This is a genomic window from Gracilibacillus sp. JCM 18966 (assembly GCF_055392695.1).
In genome coordinates this window covers 2411256-2429130 of record NZ_AP043883.1, presented here as the reverse complement: position 1 = coordinate 2429130, position 17875 = coordinate 2411256, and the positions used below count along the sequence as shown (strand labels likewise).

The window sequence follows — 17875 nt, the reverse complement described above, 5'->3', positions numbered from 1 at the left end:
CCATGTAATCTTAAATTTTTCATTTCCGAGCCTACACTTCACTACATTGTCACACAATCCTTAGCTAGCAAGCTCTTGCTTTCTTTTATTTGTAAGTTTTTTTCGATATGTCCAGCTCCGCCATACCCACTCGAGTGGTCCTCTCTTATAACGTTTCAGCCAGAGCCAACTGAGAATTATTTGAATAGGAAATACAAAAAATGCTATTAGTATTGTTTGTAGTGGACTCAATTCCCCGTACAAACCAAAACCGATCGAATAAAATAATAGTACCCCTACAAGTGATTGCAAAATATAATTGGATAACGCCATTTTTCCCACGTATTCCAATCCTCTGAACAATGAAGGTATCATTCGATATAGTAAGGTGATCGTGGTGATATAAAAGATGGCCGAGCTCACTCCACCAACAGTATCCTGTAGCATCGAAAGCCATAAAGGATTTCCTATAAAATGGGGCCCTGCTTTAAAAATAAAAAATAACGACAACGAAATTAGCCAAATTCGCTTCAATATCGGTAAATGGACGTCCACTTGATGTAACCACTTCTTACGTGCAAACAGTGTACCAAGTAAGAATATCGGTAAGAGATTACATGCAATCAAAATAAATGAATAAACATTATTGGCAAAAAGCCAATCTGCAAGGTTTTGCTGGAGGATATCAAGTATCGAGCCTGATCCGTAATGTTGGTAGGATGCCTCAATTGCAGCCTGGTTTGTTATATCTAAAGTAAACTGACTTGCTAAATATAATAATCCAGTAAATAGTACTACTGGTGCAAGTAACAAGGAGACACTCCAGATGATTAACGTTGTATTTTTTCTATTTAGAAAGAAAAGCAGAAGAAAACCGATAATGCTATAGCTAATTAATATATCCCCGTGCCATATAAGAAAAGCATGGATAACTCCAAATACTAATAACATGGTTAATCTACGTGACAGCGTATGGGTAGCTTGAATTCCTTTAGAATGCAGATTTTCTAACATCATTTGAATCCCAAAACCAAATAGGAAGGAAAATAAAGAATAAAAGCTAGCTTGAAAAAAGATATCAATAATCATCGAAAGGATACCAGATTCTTCATTTCCCCAGTAATTCGTACCATTTCCATATAAAAAGTAAGGACCATGAAACGATGGAAGATTGACGATAAATATGCCAAAAATTGCAAAACCTCTCGCTGCATCTATCCAAGGTAATCTTAGTTTTTCTTGAACTGGTTTTAATTGATTCATGATTACATCCCCCTTAGAAAACTCACATTCGCTTGTGCTTTAGTGGAAGCGTTAGTTTTCTTATACTCTAAAAAATAACATACTGTGTTTATTTTATCCTATAACCTTTGCAGAGACTAGTTTTAATGTCATTTTCACAAACTCTTTACTTTTTCATAAACTAATCATGGATAACTTTAAATGTTAGGAGATTGTATATGCCAGCCATCGTAGGTGCTGTAAAAGTGGTAAGTATTGGTTCATCGGGCATCTTTCATATTGGGGATGTCTATCGAGTCCAACCATATAGCCAAGTTAAAACCTTTGCAGGTGGTGGATCCTTTAATACGGGGGATGGCATCCAAGTACATCTTGAAAATGCCTACACAAGTCTTGTCGATGAGGATCAATTTGATCAAAATATAAATGCTTTGTAATAAGTGAGTGATTCTATGCAGTTAACAGTACATCAATCCATTTATATACATCTTCTAAAGGTGGGCAGTGTAACTAATTCATCAGTATTACAAATTGGAAGCACTGGTCAAATACAAGCACTATCTCAGCTATATAATACAGGTGGTTATGAAGAAAAAGCGGAGCCTGCTGAACCACAAGGATTGAGCGCGCCTTTAGTACCATTAGCACCACCTTAAGCTTTAAAAAAACCTAGTCTAGTCTTAAGGAGTGATCGAAAATGGAGTATCAGCAAATGTATTTCTACATTCAACAGCTTGAGCAACAGATCCATTATCTACAAAATGAAGTGACCTCCTTAACGAATCGTCTCCAGCAATTAGAAGGCCAAACAAACCAAAAAACAACGATTGAGAAATTAGAATATCATTTTGATCAGCTGAAAATCGAACGATTAGACGGTACCTTGCATATTGGAGTAACCCCAGAAGAACTAAAGCAAGCAGATGATCTGTCATTGCCAATAAAACAAGCTAACCCATCACCTGTTCATCAAAATTTATATCAGTATATAGATCAAGATTTACCAAGCTATATCGAGCAATTAGAGAGAGAACACCAGTATCCTTTAGAAGAGGATTATCGTCAGCTATTATTGGAAGATGTCAAAAAACAATTACCACAACGTATTTCCTTTTATGAACAACAACAAAACCCAGCCTCCACACAATATGTATACAGTCAAGTTAAAGATGAACTAATGAGAGGTTTAAAAAAGTGGTTTGATCAACAAACGAAAAAGGAGTAGAGACTTATGCAATTTGATGTCCATAATTGGAATTTAGAAGTCGGAAATGTATCAATCCTTGGTATATCTAGCTCTTCTTTATTTATCGTTGGAGATACGAATGAGATTCAGCTTTCTTCTTTATTTGATACACCACCTGAATCTTATATTGTTGGAGCTAATATTCCAGCACCGGTACAAGGAGCAACGAATGTCCAATCAGCGGGTGACTAAAGTTAAAGCAATAAAGGTAATCAATTCATCTTATAGTTCGGTATTCAATATTGGAGATATCCATACACTCCAGCCTAAGACAGATGTATTAGCTGTTCAAAGAGAAGGAGGAATTTCTTCAGATAAAGGATTTGAACTAGAAAAATACCCCATATTCCAAACAGAACTCCCTTTCCTGGAAAAAACACCAATGACCCAAGCTCATTCTCATCACTGTTCATCCATTCATGTTCCTAATATTCGTGTCAACGGTATCTCTTCCTCTGCCATTTTACAGCTAGGGCAAGTAAATCAAACTTTTTCAAGATCAAGAATTAAGCATATTCGAATTTTGAAAGATTAAAAAAGAAGGGGTGTGAACCTACATGCCATCCATTGTAGGCCCGATTAAAATTACAAGTGTTGACGGTGGAGTAGTTAATTTTGGAGACACCTTTTACCTATCACCTAAGAGTGCCTCCAAATCTGCATCTGGCTCAGGATCGATTAATACAGGTGATCTGCATAATACAAACACTGGATTTAATATTACCAATGCGATTGATCCTGATGCTGTAGATCAAGTGATGAATGCAAATGCGTAAGAGAGAGATCTCCCTTACGCATTATATTTCTATAATCAATTCCTTATCAAAGAAGTACAAATATTTTCGATAAATGGGTTCATGCCATATATTTTCTAACGCTCTAGCATATAATTCAAGCTGAATATTATATTTTTCTTTTAGCTTCTCCCTAACATGGTCATCGACTGTTTCTTCGATTCTATCAGTCTTATAATCCAACATAATCCATCCCTCTTCTGTTTTTATTAAACAATCAATCACACCTTGAAGGAAGATGCGCTCTTCTGCTTCTGACCAGTCTGGATATATGTCATTCGCGGGTAGTGTTAAACTAAACGGAACTTCTCTCTCTATACGTTTCGCATAAAGGGCAAGCTCCCCGAGCTGGCTTTTAAAAAAGGCAAGGATGGATTGTGTGTCAATGACCTCTGTTTCTTCTCTTGTCAATATTTCTTTCTCTTCTAATTGTACAATAAACTCTTCAAGTGTATCTATGTTCCACTCTCTATTTAGAGGGATATGTTGCATAACAGTGTGCATGGCTGTTCCAATTTCTGCACGCGTCCATTCCTTTTGACGCTGCATAAAACGTGGTCTGCGATTAATAGGTGCACGGAACGGATCGATAATAGCAGAATCACTGTACATATCTCTTACCTCTTGTTGTCGCTTTAATTCGGTTACCGACTGTTTAGCCCGAAAGGAAGTAGCATTTAGGTATGGATATTGATAGTTCAAATAGTTGTCGACTATCTCTCGCTCCAATTCATCCCCTGTCTCTATAGGCTTCCATTCAAATATTGCCTCTTCTAACGCTATTATAGTTTCTTTATTTGTTTCTTCCATATTTTGATAATGGCTACTGTGGACTCGAGCGATACTCCATTTAGACGAATCATACAGGATCGACTCAGGAATATGGGTAACAGTGGATTCATTTCTTAAGATCTCGCCGTGTTGATGTCTTGTCAAGACTGCTCCTATCCAATCAAAATAGGATAATGCCTCTAATCGATAATAATGTGGAAGTACCCAATCATTATGATGGAGCATCATTTCCCATTTTCTCTTCTTCTTATCTAGGGACGGAACGGTACCAACCATGACCAGCTTCTCTCTTGCTCTTGTTAAGGCAACATACAATACACGCATTTCTTCTGCCAGCATTTCTCGTTGCATTTCCTTCTTTAAGGCATGATAGTGCAAGGTTGGATACATGATTCTTTTTAATGGATCAATATATTTCGTTGCAAAGCCAAGCTCTTTATGGAGCAAGTACTTTTCTTTTAAATCCTGTTGATTGAACTGCTTATTCATCGCACCAACGATTACGACTGGAAATTCTAGTCCTTTGCTTTTATGAATAGTCATAATTCTCACTACATCTTCCTGTTCACCTAATGCCTTTGCTGCACCAAGATCCTCTCCTCTATCCTCCATTCGTTCAATAAAGCGGAGAAAACGGAAAAGTCCTCGAAAGGAAGTCGATTCATAGCTCTTTGCCCTGTCGTATAGTGCTCTTAGATTTGCTTGACGTTGTCTACCACCAGGGATGCCACCAACAAAGTCATAATAACCTGTTTCCTGATAAATTTGCCAAATTAAAGCAGATAGCGCCCCCTGTCTTGCTTCTTTACGCCATTTTTCTAAGTTTGTCATAAAGCCATCAAGCTTGCCTTCTGTTTGCCCACCAGCTGTTTTAGCCAAATATGCTTTAGTCGCTTCATAATAGGTACTGTTTTTCTTAGTCAAACGAATCTCTGCTAGCTCGTTTTCATCTAATCCAACAATTGGTGATTTCAGCACTGCTGCTAAAGGAATATCCTGTCTTGGGTTATCGACTATCTTTAATAAACTCATCATTACTTGAATTTCGATTGCAGCCAAATAGCCGGTAGATAGTTCAGCATAGACTGGAATTCCTTGTTTTTTGAATTCCTCCATAATGGTCGGAGCCCATGTCATCGAGCGTAGTAAAATAACAATATCTCGGTACTCAACTTTTCTAGGCATAGATGTTTTTTTATCCATAACTTGAAGTGGAGGTCGGTCATCATGTCCAATAAAAGATTGTATTTTTTTAGCATACGCTCTTGCTTCAAGCTGTGCTTTTTCCAGGTCTTCCCTATCCTCTAACTCCATATCTAGGGCTTCTCTTTCTGCTTCATTCGATTCTTGATCAATAATGATGATCTCTGTGTCAGGCTGAGCAAGTGGTATGTCGTCATAACTCTTATTTCCATAAATGAGCTCTGCATCTTGATCATACTCTAAATCTCCTACCTCTTGATCAAATAATTGCCTAAACACATAGTTTGCGGCAACTAATACCTCTTTTCGACTTCTGAAGTTGCGCGCTAGATCAATTCGATAGCCTGGATCTTCTTCCTCAGAAAATCGAGTATATTTGTCAATAAAAAGTGATGGCTCAGCATGGCGAAATCGGTAAATACTTTGCTTCACATCCCCTACCATAAACATATTGCCATTGTCTTGATCTGCAATACTTGTAAGAATCGTTTCCTGAACAATATTTGTATCCTGATATTCATCCACCATAATTTCACGGTATTTTTTTCTTAGCTCTAGAGCAATTGAAGAAGGAAGCTTATCGGACTTGTCTTCTAATAATACATCTAAGGCAAAATGCTCCAAATCACTGAAATCGACGAGTCCTTTTTCTTTTTTGGCTTCTTGGTAGTGGAAACGAAAGTCCTTAATCATTTTAGTTAAATGATTAATTATTGGATAAAGCTCCTTCATATCAGCAAGGTGGAAAGATAAATCTCGACTAAACCAATCAGAGGCAACCTTATTCCACCTTTTTTTTAGATCATCTCGAAAAGCTTTGACCTGATCCTTTTTATCCTCACTACATTCCACCTTTTTTCTAGATAATGCTTTGAATTTTCCATTAGTAAAAACTGCTCGTGCTTCTTGCCATGATAGTGCAATAGCTCCTTTTGCCTCCTGTATCATCTCTTTGTCCGAATCTAGAGCTTCTGCGTAGTGATATGGTCCATCTGCCTCTTTCGTTAACTCTAATGCCTGGGTGATTTGCATCTCCATTACTTCTAATTGACGTGCAACCTCTTTCTTCAAAATGGTTAGCCAGGTTAACGTAGACTCATCTGTTGTTTCTTCTACAGCATAGGTTTCTGCAAGCTGCTCTAACCATAAATCAGGATTAGGGTGTTGAATCGAAAATTCATATAAAGTCAAGATTAAACCTTCAATTTCCAAATCATTCCGATCATTGGAGAAACGATCGACAACTTGGAAAAATGCCTCCTGTTCCGCGTCCTCTTCTAATCCATACCACTCTTCAAAAAGCTGCTCTAATACATCTTGGCGAATCATATCTGCCTCAACCTCATCTGCAATTCGAAAACTCGGGTCGATATCTAAACGATAAGCGTATTTACGTACAAGCTCCATACAGAATGAGTGTAAAGTAGAAATCGAGGCATGCTGTAGCAAGGATATTTGCTTCTTCAAATGATTCGATCCCGGATCTGCTGCTAATGCTTCTTCTAAAGCTTCACCGATTCTGTTACGCATCTCTTGAGCAGCTGCGTTTGTAAAAGTTACCACGAGTAACTGATCAATATCAACAGGAGTTTCTTTGTTTAATAGTTTTTGAATAATTCGTTCTACTAGGACTGCTGTTTTACCTGAACCAGCTGCTGCAGCAACGAGAATGTTGCTTCCAGATTGATAAATTGCCTCTTCTTGTTCCTTTGTCCATTGTGGCATTACAACTCACCTCGCTTAATTGCCTCTGTTACTTCTTCGTCTTGTAAATCCTGCAGTCTACGATAATTATTTTCGGGCAATGTTGAGTCAAACTGACAAACTGATCGAAAGGAACAAAATGTACAAGCTGTTTGATCTTGCTTTTGGAAAGGATTTAACTCCAAGTTTCCTTCTATCATCGATAAACCTGCGTTTTTCATTAATTGCCTTATGTAGGCTTGCAAATCTTGAAATACTTCTTCTTCCGCTACTTTTGATCCTTTATAGAATCTACCTGACTTACTAAATCCTGCTGGAATAACATTACTTCTACCAGACTCCAGTGAGGTATCCATCATTTTCACAACATTCTCTTGATCTAGTAGTAAACCTTTCATTTTAAATTGCTTAAAAAGCTCTGCATTAATTTTCTCATCCGCTAAGCTTTCAGATAACGAAAGCATGGGATTATGCACATGAAAATATAATACACCACCAGGAGTTGCTTTTTGACCTAACCATTTTTCTGCATTCAGTAAGACAACATCCAAATAAGTAATCATCTGTAAAGCTAATCCATAATAAACCTCTGCTAAATTCAAGCCTTTGGCACTTGACTTATAATCAATAATTCGAAGGTAGAGCTGCTCTTCGTCTGTCGCTTGATCAATTCGGTCAATTCTTCCTCTTAGTAAAAGCTTTCGCTCATCTGTTAATGGAATTTCTAGAGGATCCAACTGGTTTGGATATCCAAATCCAACTTCTAAACCAACAGGAGAAAAGTTCGTTAGTCTTGATTGTTCACTAAGGATAAAGGTGGCCCTAGCGACAATACTTTCCAGCTTCCTTTGTATATATTGATAACGTTTCGAACTGTGTAGGATTTGATGCTGCAATACTGGTGCTAAATAACTGATCGCTTTGTTCGCATAATTTCTCGCCTCTTGTTCATGAATATCTGCAAACCTCAATCCATCCTTTTGGATCCATTCGGTTATTTGTTTTAAAGCTTCATGAAAGAGTTGACCTATATCTGGAGCATCAAGCTTATAGGTTTGTCTCTCTTCTAATCCTAAACCATATCTAGCAAAATGTTGGTAGGAACAACGGTAGAACATCTCTAATCTAGAGACACTCGCCTTTATTTTTTCTGGATACATTTTCTCAACCGTAGTAGAGGAAAGATTAGTTGGTTTGTTTTGATAGAATAGCCCTCGCAAAACTCGCTGATTCGTGAGCTTGTCCTCTATATTTTCTATATACCAGTTCAGCACATTCTGCCATATTGGATCAATGGGATAGCCGCGTAGCTGTCTTGCTAATTGGGAGGTTAGAGCACCTCTTGTTTTTCTTGGTGTCGTAACAAATCTTCTAGCATCTGTCATCTCTTCAGGATCTTGAAGTAGGATTTTATCCCATTGTTGTGGGAAAAGCTCCTCCATTCTTTTAATTAAAGAAGAAGCCACCTTTGCTTTTCCTTCACTATTACTTATAGGATAACTAATCCAGAGATAATCTTCAGGCAGTGTAAACGCAAGATAAACGTAAAACCAATCATCCAATAATTGCCGTTTACTTCCTTCTGCTAGTTGAAAACCATTATCCTGCAACAAAGCACGTTCTTCCTCCGTAATAATTCCATCACTACTCTGCTTCATTGGCCATGTACCTTCATTCACTCCAAGTAAAAGTGCACATTTTACCCCTTGCATTCTTGAACGGTCAATGGATCCAACGACGACATGATCAAGACTTGGTGGAACATGAGAGAATTGTAGTGATTCAAACCCGGATTCCAAGATACTTCGAAATAGCTTCAAATCCGTTTCTTCCTGGCCTGCTATTTCCGTAATTTCCTCAAGCAATTGAATAACCGCATCCCATACTTGATCTTGCTCACGTCCTTTTTCCACAAGACCTTCTTCATCATATTGTTCACGAATTTTTTCTAAATGCTTTGGAATTTGCATTTCCTCAAGCCATTGATAAAGTACAATCGCTTTTTGCTCAATAGTTTTCGCTTCTTTTAACGCTTGATCTATCGGTGCTAGTGCGTCCACTACTTGCATTCGGTATGCATTGATTCTTTCTTGGATAGCCATTTCTCTATCTGTTTGTGCTGATTCATCAAAGCCTTTAAAGCGCTGAAAAACCCAAGGCTGATCGTTTGTCCATCTATTTTTCCCTCTAATTCCGTACTCTAAGACATAGTTTTCGAGCTCATCAATCGCTTCTTGATCTAATCTTGGTTGCTCTTTTCCTTCTGGAATTAGACCTGTCTTTAATACACGGAAAACAGCGTCATAACGCCAATCTCCTTCGATGAGATCTAATAGTGATCGTAAGCATTCAATTAAGGGATGGTGAAGCATGGTTCGTTTCTCATCCACAAAAATGGGAATCTGATAATCATCAAAAACCGTCGTAATTAAGTCATGATAAACATCAGGCTCACGAAGCAATATCGCGATATCTCGATATCTATAGTTTTCATCACGCACAAGTTTAATAATTTCCTGTGCTACACCTTCTACCTCTGCCCTTGGGTGGACTGCCTCTGCCATTCTAATTGGTGCTTTTTTTTCATATGGTACTGCGGGTCTACTATCAAAATGTTGATCTAAATGAATAAAGGCAGTGTTTTCTTTTGTTTGTTTACTGAGTGTTTCCTTTTCTATTTTAATACTATGCTTCTGTGCTAGTTGCTCCAATTGTAAGAATGTTTCTTTCGTTTGGTAAAAAAGATCTAATGGCTCTGCAATAATCTCATCTGCTTGATCCATAGTTAAGGTTATCGTCACATTTTGTGCCTTTTGAAGCATTGCTTCTATAACAAGCAATTCCTGTGGAGTAAATCGATGGAATCCATCAATGTACACTTCGGTTTCTTCTAGGAAGTTGGATTCCACTAGCTTCTTCGTTAAGAGCTGGAGCTGATCCTCACTATCAATATAATTTCCTTCTAGTTCCTTGACTAAATGATGATAAACATAATATAAGTCATCCAGCTTATTTCTTAAGGCATGTTCCCCCATTGATTGATGCTTAAAGCGATCCATTTCCATCAATTGTGCGGTGACTTGCTCTGGCGTAATACAGTAACGTTTAAATTCTATCATCATTTCTTCTAACTGTTCGATAAAGCCTTGTTTTTCTACTGCCTTTTGAAAAACCTTCCAATCTGATGTTCTTTGTTCGATTATTTTACGTAACATCATTTGAATCCCTGTGGAAGTAATAAATTTCTTTGTTGCCCCTCCTGTTTGTTGCATAACCCTCCAAGCTAATCTTGAAAAACTATAGATTTGGGCACGTATGGATCCATTTAGCTCTGGATCGTTTAGTAAGGCATATTCTTGTTGGAACGTCATTTGGTCTGGAACTAAATAAATAATTGGCGATCCCTGAGGGTTTTGCTGAAGCTTATTTTTTATCTCCATTAAACATTGTTCACTTTTATTTACAGTAGAGCTACCTACAATAAAACGTAACATTCAAGCACCTACTCTCTGTCCTCTCTTTTACTCATTATACCAAACTAATGTTCTTTTGTTTAGTGGAAAAATCTCGGTTGTTTTCTTTGGAACAAAGAAAAAAGTAGAGGGCCAAGTAAGCTTGTGCCTTCTACTTTTTGATTTATTATCGTGCTAACGGTCCGTAATATCTCTCACTTTATTGGATAAATTGAAAATTAAGATCTGACATCGGCCAATAAAGGACATCTACTTTACCAACGACTGAACTTTGATCTATAAAGCCTATTTCTCTACTATCAAAGCTTTTGGTGCGATTATCCCCTAATACAAACAGCATATTTGGTGGAACTTTACTTTCACCTGTTAACTCCTCTAAGGTAAACTCGTCCGTTAATGGTCGTTCTTCACTTTCACGGAATGGTTCTAAATAGGGTTCTTCTACTGGATTTCCATTTAAATAAAGCGTATCGTCCCGATAGGCAATGTGATCACCTGGTATCCCAATTACACGTTTAACATAATCCTCTTCTTTATTCGCATGAAAGACGATGACATCAAACCGTTCTATTTCTTTTAAGTCATATATCATTTTATTCACCATTAATAGATTCCCATCATGTAAAGTAGGTTCCATTGACTTGCCATTTACCACATAACTTGCAAATAAATAGGAGCGAAAGAAAAAAGCAAGTAAAAGTGCAAATAACACAACTCTAACAATCGGCCATATTCTTTTTTGTTTCATAATATTCCCTCCAAAGGGATTAATATTACTAATTTACCCCCATTCCATCAACTTTAATCCTTTTTATTTCCAATTTTTTCGTTCTGCACGTTTTTGTAATCGTTTCTCTAAATACTTTCCAAATATCCAAATAATTGCAATCCCTATGGCTACTAAAATAGTCTTTACCGGATTTTGCGCAAAGGAAACGATACTATCTCCAATATAGGATACAGTGAAAATCATTACCGATTTCCCTAACAAAACCGCTAATGCAAATTGATAAAGACTAATCCCCGACAATGCTGCAACCAAATTAATAATGGCCGAAGGCGAAAACGGAAAGCATAGTAATAAAAACAATGGACCAAATCCATGCTTTTCTAACCAATTCATGACTTTCTTGACTTGTTTATTTTTTCGAATCCATTTCAATAAACGTATATCCTTAAATCTTCGGACGATCATAAAAACTACGATAGCCCCCATACTTGCCCCACTCCATGAAAGGAGAAATCCCTCTAACAGTCCGTACGCTGCAGCATTCGTCATGACAAAAACAACTAAAGGTAAAAATGGCAAAAATGCCTCCAAAAATGGAAGTAAAAAGCCTGGAATTGGTCCTAGGCTTTCATAGCTTCTAAGCAGGAAGGAAACAAGTCGGTCAAAATCATTTGCTTCAATTAATTGTTTGATTTCTTCTATATTAATATTGTCAATATTACTTATATTATATGTAAACATAAATAAATGAACCCCTCTTTAACAAATCTTTGGAAAAAAGTTTGCTGGAATCATATTTATCCTTATTTTAATACTTTTTAACTGATTTTCCTAACAGAAAATGTTAGTGTGTTTTTAATTAAGCACCATTATCTATATACTTCCTTCTCTATAATTTATATCGGGGGTATCTCACTAATTTTTATTTTATTTGTTCTATTGCTTTTATCTCGGTTCTTTCTCGTGGTATTGGTATTATTGCCTAGATATAATTCTTTACCTCTGTTTTCTCTCGTGGTATTAGCATTATTGCCAAGTTATAGCTCTTTATCTTGGTTATCTCTCGTAATATTAGCATTATTGCCAAGATATAGCTCCTAATCTTGATTAGCTCAAATTAACATTTATTCTATTACCATGATACTTACTATTTCTCATTTTACTTCATATAAAAGAAAAAAACCTCCACAGCTGTGGAGATTTTCACCATCTATAGACACCTTCACACGTATTAGCTTCCGGTTCATAGTAACAATGTTGTTTAAATTGGCCGGTAAAAGGTTGGCCATACCAAGTAGGTGGACATACATCATATGGATTAAAATACCATAGTGCAAACTTAGAAGGATGTTGACGCCAATAATCTAATGTTTGTTTGGCTAGTCTTTTTTCTTTACTCCTTGCTCTGTTGTAAAAAACATTTCCTTTTTGTACCGCTTCGAACGAGTAATTTCCTCCCTGTACTTGATAAATAACATCTGGTATAGATGTTAAGCCTTGGAAATCTAAGCAACCGGCTTTTAAGCGATTTACAATAACATTACCGACCATAAGCATTCCTAAAGCACCTTCACCTTCGGCTTCAGCCCTCATCATCCTTGCCATCAAAGCAACATCACTATCGGTATATTTAACTCTTGGCATCTTTTATCACCTCTACATGATTGTATGAGGAAAGCCTTGCAAAAATGTAGATTGTATCAACTGAGTCAAAATTGAAAGGTTGCCCTATTCTGCTTGATTAACCAGTCCATTACTTTGGTATCGAGTTTTCAGCATTAATATAACCTGCTCCATATATATTATGGTCACGGTCTTCCCATAAATCGGTACCGTTTTTCAGTAATTCTTTTATTTCATCTGGCGTTAATTGAGGATTTTGCTCTTTGATCAAGCTCACAATTCCAGCACAAATAGGGGTTGCCATCGATGTACCTGACATGACAAAGTAATCCCCATCGACGCGATTGTATTTTTGCAATCTGTCTATATAAGAATTTGGTGAACGCAATGATATAATGTCAACACCTGGTGCCAAAATATCTGGCTTTTCTTGCCCATAAATGGTTGGACCTCTGCTTGAAAAGCTAGCTACCTCATCATCACTTCGTGTATCTCGAGTATCACGATCATTTAAGGCTCCAACAGTTATAACAAGATCACTGAGGCCAGGACTTGAAATACTCTGTGGATCTGGACCACTGTTGCCAGCTGCTGCGCAAACAATAATTCCACTGCTCCATGCTTCTTCAACAATTTGTACGAGAGGATCCTGATCCTCTTCCCCATAATCATACGGTTCGGTTCCTAGAGACATACTAATAATGTCTATTGGACTATCGGAATTGCTTTCATTATATTGAATGCACCACTCTACACCTTGCATAATGGTATCTAAAGAGCCCGATCCCGTGTCATTTAAAACTTTTACTCCCGCTACACTGGCTGCTGGAGCGGGCCCCCTATATTTCTCGGATGAAAGAGATCCATCTCCTGCTGCATCCCCAGCACAATGTGTTCCATGGCCATTATCATCATAAGGTTCGGAACGATAATTAATAAAATCTACAAAATCAGTAATTCTCCCTGATAAGTCTTGATGTGGATAGATTCCAGTATCTAGTATCGCTATCTTTGTCCCTTTACCAGTTAACATGGTATTATTGCGAACCACTTGCTTTGCATTAGCTGATTCCACTGCGACGTCTAGTAATGCATGAACCTCTCTATTTTTATAAACCTTCTTCACATGTTTACAATTAGTTAGCAATATCTCCAAACTGTCTGGAGTCATATCAGCTGAGCAACAAGAAATTCTAGAATAATATTGGTATAACTTATTTTTTCTATGACTATTGATAATTCCCTCTATTTGATGACAACCAGACTCATAAGCCTCTTGATGAAACTGTACAATGACAGATATTTTCTTCTTCTGTTTTAACCTATTCTCTAATACTCGGTGTAAAAAGCACGGTGTAAATTTTAGAGGCTTATAGAGATTAACTAACTCATTGCGCAGAGGACGATCTAATTTACTCGCATAGTTTCGTACTGTCTGAATCATGGAATAGCCAAACAAATTATCCCCTCATTTCTACCTTTTTTACAAGCTATGAGAGCATAGAGGGTTTGGCATTTATGATTGTCTATAAATCTTTCAAAAAAGGCAAATGAACAAAATAGGATCGAACGTACCACTCACATCTGCTCATCCTCTAACGACCCCATCGAGTTTCATCCTTGCTATAAATTCTCTTTAAAGTGTGTGCAGAAAGAGTCGCTACCTAGATGATAACGACTCCTTCTTTCACATATGTCTATTTTTAATACCTGGCTCTTTTCGTTTCCATCCAGATTCAGCAACATAGTGAGATAATTGAAGGACATCCTCCATTTTGTTCCCTAGTAAGTATCGGTATTGAGCAGTACGGTAGATTTGATTAATGATCGTTGCATAGGAAATATCTAAGGTGATGGTGCGGTTGTTTTTAAAGATGATTTTGGAGCGATTTCGTTCAAGCTTTTCTGCTTGTTGAACATGAGAGTGAGCAATCCATGAACAGGATTTCCTTAATGGAGATTCGACAGGAAAAAAATACATGCCACTCATTCGATCTATGGCAATGGGTGGCTTATGTGTAATACCTGTGAGCATTCGTGAACCTTCAATTAACCCTCTTAAACTTATACCGAATTCTCTACAGGTAATATCCATAACTTTCTGAGCACTATGAGTTGTTTCATAATCATCCTCTTCGTCATATTCCATAACCTTAGTTAAATAGTCTCCCTCCTCTCTCTCACCGATAACGGCTAATGTACTTGGACTAATTTCCGTAAGTCTCTCTTGTAATGTTTCCATCATTAATTCCTCCTTTTGTGTGGTTTGGTTTAAAACCACCTATAATGTACCAAAATTTGATAAAATATGATAGAAAAATTAGGTAAATTTACTTAGACTATTAAATTTTCCATGAAATCGATCAAAATGTGATAAAATCTATGTAGCAATTATTCACTCATTAAGGATGTTTTCAAAAATTTGAATCAAGTGTGGTGAGAAATATGTGGAGAAAGATACTACTTAAAAAGAAGCCAGAAGATAAGCACCCTGTAAAAGAAATATCTTATGCTCAAATGAAAAAAGCCATCCAAGAATATAGTCTAGAGCTACCGAAAAATATCCCTTTACAAGTTCTGATTAAAGATGACTTGTCGGTTGATCACACGCTTCTTCTTCCATACCTTAAGGCGATACCGAAAAAAACATTTTACATGTCGAAGGAAACATATGATTTATTTGAAGAAGAAGAACGACATATTGCCGTTGCATTGGATCAAGTCCAACGAGCATTAGATCAATATATTGCACAAAAGAAATCGTTACCAATTATTGATCATGATCCGTATCGAAAGGTTAGCTTCTTTAAGCTTGAGCAATTGAATCTCATACAGGAACGACCAGAAATCGATTTTTTCATCACAGACCAAGAATATTTAGTCACTACAAAAAAGCCTCAGTAATTTGTACTGGGCTTTTGAACTATATGGAACGAATGCTTATGCCTGAAAGATTAAATTCTCCCACTCGCTCTCTGCATGTGTAATAGTATGTACAATATCTTTTTCAAGTTTCTTTAACTGTGTCACTGTTTGTGATACCTTTTCCCGCATACTATTTACTTCATTAGCAGATTGATTAATTTTATCCTGTACGAACCAATCCATTACTAAACCATCTAAGAAATAATCAGCAAAGGTGAGTCCACCTGAGATTTTTATATCTGCTTGAAAAGATTCACCGATATCTGCTAATTCGTGAGAAAATTTCCTTAATAAACGCTGGGCATTGTGACTAGAACGTCTAGCATCATCTATGTGGCTATGCTTTAGAGAAGTGGAGATAAAACCGCCACCAAACATATCCGCAGTTCCCCAATTTTTGGCTTTATCTAAGGAGATGCTAGCATTATTTAGTGCGGACTTCACTTGATCACCAGCTTGAATCGCTTCCGCTATTTCTTTTTTCTCGTCTTTTAATGTACCTAGATGTTCTAATAATTGAAGGGCTTCTTTTCCCTTTGGATCATTTGTATTTAATAATTGCTCGTATTTTTCCTTTAACAGTTGATGAAATCGAGTGTCAGGATCACCTAATTCACGAATTTGTTGATTAATGACCTCCAAATCCTCTTTCAAGTCATTAACCGCTTCCTTGGCCTCTTCATATTGAAGCTGGGCGATTGCTAGCTCCTGTTTTTCTTTATCTAATTTTTCAAGTTTTTTACCTGATAATGTATAAAATAAATTCGCTACACTAAATCCTTCTAGCTTCTCAACATCTACTTTTTCCTCTTGTAGCTTGTGATAGAGATCCTCTTGTCGATTGGTTAATTGATTTAATTCTTCTGTCAATTTCTTCTTTTCCCTTTGAAGGCGCATTACCTTCCGTTTCTTTTCTTGTTCTTCTACTAGTTTTTGATCATATACGTCCATCTTTCATCACCTCTATTCATTATACGAATGAAATCATGGATTGGTTTCACGTTTAATCATTTCTTGCTCTATTCGAACGATTCGGTCTGCTATTGATGGATGGGACGAGCGAAGTAATTTTATCCAAGTAGCAGGAGATATATCTGTCTTTGATTGCTCTGCTAATTGATAATAGCTTGCTAAGGCTGGATTTAAATCTTCTGTATGTTCTATTGCATATTGGTCTGCTGCTTGCTCCATATGACGTGAAATAAACAGGGATAACGGCTCTGTAATAATAAGTACTATATTGACAGTCAAAAATAATTTCAACAGCACTGTTAAGCTCGGTGTTTGTTGTTGTTTAGTCCAACGAGTGCTAAATTTTTGCAGGAACAATAATAAAACTAATCCGAGTAATAAGTACAAGCCCGTACCAATGTAAACATGGTTATACAAGTAGTGGGCAATTTCATGTGCCATAATAAATAATATTTCAGCACTTTCCATTCCTTTGAGCATCGTATCCCAGATCACAATTCTAGCATTATCAAAAATACCCGTAACATAAGCATTGTAGGTGGATACCTTCTCACTTTTATGAACAACTAATAAGTCGACATCATTTAATCCCGCATTTCCCGTTAGCTCTACTATTTCATTGCGTAAATTACCTTGTTCTAAAGGAGAAAAATCATCAAATAATGGATCAATCAACACTGGTTGAATAAACACCATGAAAATAACCGCTGGAATCAACCATAACCAAAGCATAAACCCCCATATTTTTGGCCATTGCTTCATGATTATTGAAGCGATATAAAAAATAATAACAAGCACAAGTAAAGTGATGAATGAGCTAATGAGACGTTCTAAGAGCCATGGCCAGAACAACTGTGTTCGTGTGCCCTCATTTCTAGAAATCATATACCAGAGCACACGAAAAGGGAGATGAATGAGAAAATCGATGAGCATAATCACTGCAGCAAGGAAAAATGTTCGGAGAAGCAATGAATAACGCTCCATCCATTGGTAGGAAGCTTTTCTTTTCAAAAGTAAAACAGGTACAAGAAGCTGTAATGGTAGCATGGAAAAGTAAAAGGCATGTGAGAGAGCACCATAGCGAGAATTACCGAAGGACTCTAGTGGATAATAAAAAAAGAAATAAACAAACAGTACGGATACATACAAGCCATAAGTAATGATTAGCTTCTTCATCTACTTCCTCCTTTCC

Annotated in this window: 17 protein-coding genes; 7 read left to right on the top strand and 10 right to left on the bottom strand. The window is 37.0% G+C overall.

The features are described 5' to 3' along the window. Positions 1 to 60: 60 nt before the first annotated feature. On the bottom strand, positions 61 to 1242 hold the full coding sequence (locus tag ACZ5N5_RS11600; RefSeq protein WP_277678520.1) for a DUF418 domain-containing protein: 1182 nt from the start codon (positions 1240 to 1242) through the stop codon (positions 61 to 63). A 197-nt stretch (positions 1243 to 1439) separates the two neighbouring features. Between ACZ5N5_RS11600 and ACZ5N5_RS11595 the strand changes: the two genes are divergently transcribed. Genes ACZ5N5_RS11595 through ACZ5N5_RS11570 form a run of 6 tightly spaced genes read left to right on the top strand, consistent with a single transcriptional unit; the run spans position 1440 to position 3243 of the window. Beyond that, a complete protein-coding gene (locus tag ACZ5N5_RS11595) occupies positions 1440 to 1658 on the top strand; it encodes a spore germination protein (protein WP_054788819.1) in 219 nt (72 codons plus the stop codon). Positions 1659 to 1673: 15 nt separating this feature from the next. Beyond that, positions 1674 to 1877, top strand: a complete 204-nt coding sequence (locus ACZ5N5_RS11590; RefSeq protein ID WP_054788820.1) for a spore germination protein GerPB — start codon at positions 1674 to 1676, stop codon at positions 1875 to 1877. 41 nt (positions 1878 to 1918) lie between these two features. Next, entirely contained in the window at positions 1919 to 2446 is a 528-nt protein-coding gene (gerPC, locus tag ACZ5N5_RS11585; RefSeq protein WP_109985075.1) for a spore germination protein GerPC, read from the top strand. A 6-nt stretch (positions 2447 to 2452) separates the two neighbouring features. After that, positions 2453 to 2659 (top strand): hypothetical protein, encoded by a 207-nt coding sequence (locus ACZ5N5_RS11580; protein WP_054788822.1) that lies wholly within the window; start codon positions 2453 to 2455, stop codon positions 2657 to 2659. Continuing rightward, complete coding sequence (locus tag ACZ5N5_RS11575; protein ID WP_464372530.1) at positions 2652 to 3002, top strand: spore germination protein GerPE; 351 nt, start codon at positions 2652 to 2654, stop codon at positions 3000 to 3002. Before ACZ5N5_RS11580 ends, ACZ5N5_RS11575 begins: the two co-directional genes overlap by 8 nt. Before the next feature lie 22 nt (positions 3003 to 3024). Beyond that, positions 3025 to 3243 (top strand): spore germination protein, encoded by a 219-nt coding sequence (locus tag ACZ5N5_RS11570; RefSeq protein ID WP_054788824.1) that lies wholly within the window; start codon positions 3025 to 3027, stop codon positions 3241 to 3243. Between the two features lie 21 nt (positions 3244 to 3264). On the opposite strand, the gene addA is transcribed toward ACZ5N5_RS11570, so the two are convergent. The 7 genes from addA to ACZ5N5_RS11535 form a co-directional block, all read right to left on the bottom strand. After that, positions 3265 to 6981, bottom strand: coding sequence for a helicase-exonuclease AddAB subunit AddA (gene addA / locus ACZ5N5_RS11565; RefSeq protein ID WP_464372529.1), 3717 nt, complete (start codon positions 6979 to 6981; stop codon positions 3265 to 3267). Continuing rightward, a complete protein-coding gene (gene addB / locus ACZ5N5_RS11560) occupies positions 6981 to 10454 on the bottom strand; it encodes a helicase-exonuclease AddAB subunit AddB (protein WP_464372528.1) in 3474 nt (1157 codons plus the stop codon). The genes addA and addB overlap by 1 nt, the downstream gene beginning before the upstream one ends. A gap of 178 nt (positions 10455 to 10632) precedes the next feature. After that, positions 10633 to 11181 (bottom strand): signal peptidase I, encoded by a 549-nt coding sequence (lepB, locus tag ACZ5N5_RS11555; RefSeq protein WP_109985079.1) that lies wholly within the window; start codon positions 11179 to 11181, stop codon positions 10633 to 10635. Between the two features lie 63 nt (positions 11182 to 11244). Further along, on the bottom strand, positions 11245 to 11904 hold the full coding sequence (locus ACZ5N5_RS11550; protein ID WP_054860535.1) for a TVP38/TMEM64 family protein: 660 nt from the start codon (positions 11902 to 11904) through the stop codon (positions 11245 to 11247). 462 nt (positions 11905 to 12366) lie between these two features. Then, a complete protein-coding gene (locus ACZ5N5_RS11545; protein ID WP_109985080.1) occupies positions 12367 to 12807 on the bottom strand; it encodes a cell wall hydrolase in 441 nt (146 codons plus the stop codon). Between the two features lie 109 nt (positions 12808 to 12916). Further along, entirely contained in the window at positions 12917 to 14245 is a 1329-nt protein-coding gene (locus tag ACZ5N5_RS11540) for a S8 family peptidase (protein WP_054788826.1), read from the bottom strand. 228 nt (positions 14246 to 14473) lie between these two features. Beyond that, positions 14474 to 15028, bottom strand: a complete 555-nt coding sequence (locus tag ACZ5N5_RS11535) for a competence protein ComK (protein ID WP_054860533.1) — start codon at positions 15026 to 15028, stop codon at positions 14474 to 14476. Between the two features lie 203 nt (positions 15029 to 15231). On the opposite strand from ACZ5N5_RS11535, the gene ACZ5N5_RS11530 reads away from it, so the two are divergent. Next, a complete protein-coding gene (locus ACZ5N5_RS11530; protein WP_464372527.1) occupies positions 15232 to 15690 on the top strand; it encodes a DUF3939 domain-containing protein in 459 nt (152 codons plus the stop codon). Positions 15691 to 15726: 36 nt separating this feature from the next. Here the strand turns inward: ACZ5N5_RS11530 and ACZ5N5_RS11525 are convergent, their stop codons facing one another. Both ACZ5N5_RS11525 and ACZ5N5_RS11520 read right to left on the bottom strand, forming a co-directional pair. Then, positions 15727 to 16662, bottom strand: a complete 936-nt coding sequence (locus ACZ5N5_RS11525) for a hypothetical protein (RefSeq protein WP_277678516.1) — start codon at positions 16660 to 16662, stop codon at positions 15727 to 15729. Between the two features lie 33 nt (positions 16663 to 16695). Further along, on the bottom strand, positions 16696 to 17859 hold the full coding sequence (locus ACZ5N5_RS11520) for a M48 family metalloprotease (RefSeq protein WP_054860530.1): 1164 nt from the start codon (positions 17857 to 17859) through the stop codon (positions 16696 to 16698). Positions 17860 to 17875 lie beyond the last annotated feature (16 nt).

What these genes read in the sequence shown, in the direction of transcription:
- ACZ5N5_RS11595 (WP_054788819.1), top strand. Translation starts at nt 1,440, where the DNA reads ATGCCAGCCATCGTAGGTGCTGTAAAAGTGGTAAGTATTGGTTCATCG.
- addA (WP_464372529.1), bottom strand. Translation starts at nt 6,981, where the DNA reads ATGCCACAATGGACAAAGGAACAAGAAGAGGCAATTTATCAATCTGGA.
- ACZ5N5_RS11535 (WP_054860533.1), bottom strand. Translation starts at nt 15,028, where the DNA reads ATGGAAACATTACAAGAGAGACTTACGGAAATTAGTCCAAGTACATTA.
- ACZ5N5_RS11580 (WP_054788822.1), top strand. Translation starts at nt 2,453, where the DNA reads ATGCAATTTGATGTCCATAATTGGAATTTAGAAGTCGGAAATGTATCA.
- ACZ5N5_RS11570 (WP_054788824.1), top strand. Translation starts at nt 3,025, where the DNA reads ATGCCATCCATTGTAGGCCCGATTAAAATTACAAGTGTTGACGGTGGA.
- lepB (WP_109985079.1), bottom strand. Translation starts at nt 11,181, where the DNA reads ATGAAACAAAAAAGAATATGGCCGATTGTTAGAGTTGTGTTATTTGCA.
- ACZ5N5_RS11545 (WP_109985080.1), bottom strand. Translation starts at nt 12,807, where the DNA reads ATGCCAAGAGTTAAATATACCGATAGTGATGTTGCTTTGATGGCAAGG.
- ACZ5N5_RS11600 (WP_277678520.1), bottom strand. Translation starts at nt 1,242, where the DNA reads ATGAATCAATTAAAACCAGTTCAAGAAAAACTAAGATTACCTTGGATA.
- ACZ5N5_RS11530 (WP_464372527.1), top strand. Translation starts at nt 15,232, where the DNA reads ATGTGGAGAAAGATACTACTTAAAAAGAAGCCAGAAGATAAGCACCCT.
- ACZ5N5_RS11525 (WP_277678516.1), bottom strand. Translation starts at nt 16,662, where the DNA reads ATGGACGTATATGATCAAAAACTAGTAGAAGAACAAGAAAAGAAACGG.
- gerPC (WP_109985075.1), top strand. Translation starts at nt 1,919, where the DNA reads ATGGAGTATCAGCAAATGTATTTCTACATTCAACAGCTTGAGCAACAG.
- ACZ5N5_RS11550 (WP_054860535.1), bottom strand. Translation starts at nt 11,904, where the DNA reads ATGTTTACATATAATATAAGTAATATTGACAATATTAATATAGAAGAA.
- addB (WP_464372528.1), bottom strand. Translation starts at nt 10,454, where the DNA reads ATGTTACGTTTTATTGTAGGTAGCTCTACTGTAAATAAAAGTGAACAA.
- ACZ5N5_RS11520 (WP_054860530.1), bottom strand. Translation starts at nt 17,859, where the DNA reads ATGAAGAAGCTAATCATTACTTATGGCTTGTATGTATCCGTACTGTTT.
- ACZ5N5_RS11590 (WP_054788820.1), top strand. Translation starts at nt 1,674, where the DNA reads ATGCAGTTAACAGTACATCAATCCATTTATATACATCTTCTAAAGGTG.